This is a genomic window from Caballeronia sp., assembly GCF_049581465.1.
Lineage (GTDB): Bacteria > Pseudomonadota > Gammaproteobacteria > Burkholderiales > Burkholderiaceae > Caballeronia.
This window is the reverse complement of sequence record NZ_JBAUSA010000088.1, coordinates 1-3,702: the sequence shown is the minus strand read 5'-3', so window position 1 is coordinate 3,702 and position 3,702 is coordinate 1. Positions and strand designations below refer to the sequence as shown.

At 57.1% G+C, this 3,702-nt stretch carries 4 protein-coding genes and 1 pseudogene; 3 read left to right on the top strand and 2 right to left on the bottom strand.

Annotated features, from left to right (window positions below):
• Together WCA53_RS02125 and WCA53_RS02120 are read right to left on the bottom strand one after the other, a co-directional pair.
• Positions 1-455 (bottom strand): SDR family oxidoreductase (locus WCA53_RS02125; RefSeq protein WP_423904976.1); only part of this gene is annotated, 455 nt, incomplete at its 3' end.
• Between the two features lie 193 nt (positions 456-648).
• The gene (locus WCA53_RS02120) at positions 649-1,590 is read right to left on the bottom strand and encodes a LysR family transcriptional regulator (protein WP_423904973.1); all 942 of its coding nucleotides are present in this window, start codon (positions 1,588-1,590) and stop codon (positions 649-651) included.
• A 420-nt stretch (positions 1,591-2,010) separates the two neighbouring features.
• On the opposite strand from WCA53_RS02120, the gene WCA53_RS02115 reads away from it, so the two are divergent.
• The 3 genes and pseudogenes from WCA53_RS02115 to WCA53_RS02105 form a co-directional block, all read left to right on the top strand.
• Positions 2,011-2,583 (top strand): DsbA family protein, encoded by a 573-nt coding sequence (locus tag WCA53_RS02115; RefSeq protein WP_423904971.1) that lies wholly within the window; start codon positions 2,011-2,013, stop codon positions 2,581-2,583.
• 450 nt (positions 2,584-3,033) lie between these two features.
• Positions 3,034-3,207: pseudogene (locus WCA53_RS02110) on the top strand (LysR family transcriptional regulator); the annotation flags it as partial.
• A gap of 15 nt (positions 3,208-3,222) precedes the next feature.
• Positions 3,223-3,702, top strand: a 480-nt coding sequence (locus WCA53_RS02105) for a LysR substrate-binding domain-containing protein (protein ID WP_423904978.1), incomplete at its 3' end; no start/stop codon positions are given.

Here is a 3,702-nt window from a genome sequence, read left to right as displayed (position 1 = left end):
CCCTTGGTCAGCGATGCCAGCACCGAAGGCACACCGCTGATCGCGTGGTCGACCAGGCTGGTCGTGATGGTGACCACGTGGCCGCTCGAATTCTTTTCCATCTCAGCGATCGCGAGCTGCGTGATGTTGAAGAAGCCGGCGAGGTTCACGCCTGTAATCAATGCGTAGTCTTCGGCGGTGTGCGCCGTAAAAGGCTTAGCGATGAAGACGCCAGCGTTGTTGACCAGCGTGTCGATACGGCCGAAGCGCGCCACGCCTTCGGAAATCACGCGGCGTGCAGTAGCCGGGTCGGCGATATCGCCCACGACCGTCAGAATTTGGGGATCGTCCGACGGCTTGATAGTGCGTGCCGTTGCGACAACGCTGTAGCCGCGTCCGCGGAATGCCTTGACCAACTCTGCGCCGATGCCTTGTGACGCACCCGTTACGACGACAACCTTTTGTGCTGTGCTCATAGTAGACCTTGAATTAAGTTGATTTAGCTATCTTGCGATCGAACCGACGGCGTCGACCACCGCGAAAGCCAGTCTAGGCGCGTTGACGTTGAGTTCGAATACCCGGCATGGACAAACAGTCTTGCGTCGTGAGAACAAATCAGGCGGGTGGGCGGCGGGGAGCCATTTGGCAGGTCGAAAGTCAGGCCGAAAGTCAGGCCGGAAAGCCGCCTGCGAAAGTCTCACGAAGATAAGCCACAAAGAGTGCGACCGCTCGAGGTACGTGCGGTGTGTAAGGACGAACGACATAAAGTTGTTCCGCAAAGGCGCCGACGGGGCGCCAATCCGGCAAGAGGACGACCAGCTTTCCAGATTGAATCGCTGCCTGTGCCGTGAAATCGGGCAGGAGCGCGATGCCCAAATCGTCGAGGGCAGCATCTCTCAACGCCTCACTATTGTTCGCAGAAAGTGGCCCATTTACCGTCACCGTCATAGGACCCGCGTGCGTCCTGCGTGTTGCTTTTCGCTCGAACGACCAGATGGCTGCCCCTAAAGCACGGGGATAGAACAGACAATCGTGAGCCGAAAGGTCCGCTGGCGTTTCCGGTTGACCTTTGCGCTTCAGGTACGCCCGGGTCGCCACGATCACGGAGTGTGTCTCGCATAGTTTCCACGCGACATGCGTCTCCGGGGCTTGTGCGCTGTGTCTGATTGCAAGATCGAAGCCCTCGGTGGCAATTGAGCTGACACGGTCGGACACTTCGAGTTGCACGCGAACTTCGGGATTCGCTCGCAGGAACGCCGACATCTTCGGCACCAGTTGTTGTCGAACGAATGCGACCGGTGCCGTCACTCGGATCAGCCCCCGTGCAACGCCCGCCATTTCCCGAACCGTGGCGAAACTTGTCGCAATATGTTCGTACTCCAAACGGGTGTCGTCGACGAGTCGCTGTCCGGCTTCGGTAAACCGCACGCTGCGCGTGGTGCGTTGCACCAGTGCGACACCCGCTGCTCGTTCCAGTTCGGAAATGCGCTGGCTCATTGCTGCCTTGCTTACCCCGAGCCGGGCCGCGGCCGCAGTGTAAGTACCTTGTTCGGCAAGAACCGTCAGCCAGTGCAAATGGGTCCAGAGACCTTCGATTTTTTGCGTGTCCATGCGTTTATTGTTCACTTATCAAAACAATGATTTCGAATTTCGATAATAACGCCTTTGCCGACGCAAATGAATTTCTTAGACCTCGCTCACTGTTAATCAAGCGAATTCGCGATGCCGACGGCGAAGCAAGTGGGTCTCTTCACGCAATAACTTAGCGCCCTGGAACCGAGCAAGCGACAAAATCGCTAGCGGTCTAGAATGCGAATCACAACGTGAAGGCGGTTGCCCAGGACGGAATTCATTCCGGTCGCCGACGGGTCGCTGCGCACGATAACCCAAGGTGCGGGACACATTCAGCGAGTTGAGAAGATCCGCACCGGGACCCCTGTGCAATTGAATGCTTTAACTGGAAGATAAGCGATGAAACTCATATTTGTAGGCGATCCGATGTGCTCGTGGTGCTACGGCTTCAGCAAGGAGATGACGTCGATCGTCGGAAACATGCCCGAGCTTGATGTACAGATCGTGGTGGGTGGTATGACGGCAGGCTCAACACAGGTTCTGGATGATGCGGGCAAGCAGTTCCGCTTGACGCACTGGGCGCGCGTCGAACAGATGAGCGGCGCGGAATTCAATCGTGAAGGGCTGCTTGCACGGAAGAACTTCGTCTATGACTCTGGACCGGTATGCCGCGCCATTGTCACAGCCAGTCTGATCGACCCGTCGACCGATCTGTTGAAGATCTTCCAAGCATACCAGCGGGCGTTCTACGTCGATGCACTCGATACGACCGACGGAAAAGTTCTGGCGAAAGTCGGAGCCGCAGCGCTGAAGGCCGCTGGGTTCGACACGGATGAAGACGCATTTTTCGCGGTCTGGGCTTCGGATAAAGCGATACAGGCGACCCGGAAGGAATTCGATCTGACTCGCAGGCTGGGCGTGCAGGGCTTCCCGTCGTTATTTGTTGAGCTCGATGGAAAGATCGGACAACTCAGTTCGGGCTACATTACTGCGGCCGAAGTTCAACGGAAGCTAGAAAGCCTGGCTGCCTGAGGCAACGGGCCTGGATGATTTTTGCGGCGCGGCTTAGCGTTTCTCGCGCCAGGAGATAATACCGACTATATTTTCCACGGCGGAAAATATAGTCGCCACTCTGTGTAGGGGTGGGCTGTCTTGAGAAGGGTCCGGTAAGTGCCAAGCGTTGTGAGTGGTGCGTTCTAGCGCTCCGGTAGTGACTCTTGCATACCGGTTGATTGCTTGTGCGTCGCGCTGGCAAGTCGGTCGGGCAATTTAATCGGGGGCCGCTCCCGGTGGTAGGATAGTTTAGGAACGCGAATTTGCTAATGACGTTTGCGAACCATTTCCGGTCTTTTCAATTCGTTTCTGTGAGCCTTTCCATTGGGTAAAGAGTGTTTTGCCCGTCGCGCCAGTTGACTGCCTATTCGCCCAAACTGAACACTCTTGTCCAGTGTATCCCCGAGCGACAGTCTGATTGAGGGCAAAATGGATTTCTCATCGCTAGAAAAATTCTGTGCTGTCGCGACGGAGCAAAGTGCCACTCGAGCCGCCGAACATTTAGCACGTGCTCAGTCAAACGTAACAACGCGCGTCGAGCAGCTTGAAGAGGAGCTAAAGGTTCAGCTCTTTTCAAGGGGTGGCAAGCGGATCACGTTGACGCCCAACGGGCACCGAATGCTTGAGTACGCGCAGCGCCTGCTTTCGCTGGCCGAAGACGCGTGCGGGACAATGAGGCCGGAGCAACCGGCGGGTCGACTGCGCATCGGCAGCCTGGAAAGTACTGCCGCGACACGCCTGCCCGCGCTTCTTTCGGCTTACCACAGCACGTGGCCAGACGTTGATCTCGAACTTTCCATTGGTACATCTCTATCACTTGTCGAAGATGTTGAGAGTGGCCGCCTCGATTGCGCATTTGTAGCCGATGCCGGTTGTCAGGTTTCCCCTGAACTTGGCACAAGGTTCGCCGAGCGTGGACTAGATGCAACGCGTGCGTATGCGGAAGACATGCTGCTGGTCTTGCCCGCTGGCCACCCACCTGTAAATAGGCCGGGGGACGTCAAGCTCACGTCGCTGGCTGCGTTTGCCAGGGGCTGCACGTATCGGAGCGTGCTCGAGCGCTGGTTGGGCGCGAGGGACACGGAGGAGGGCAATCAC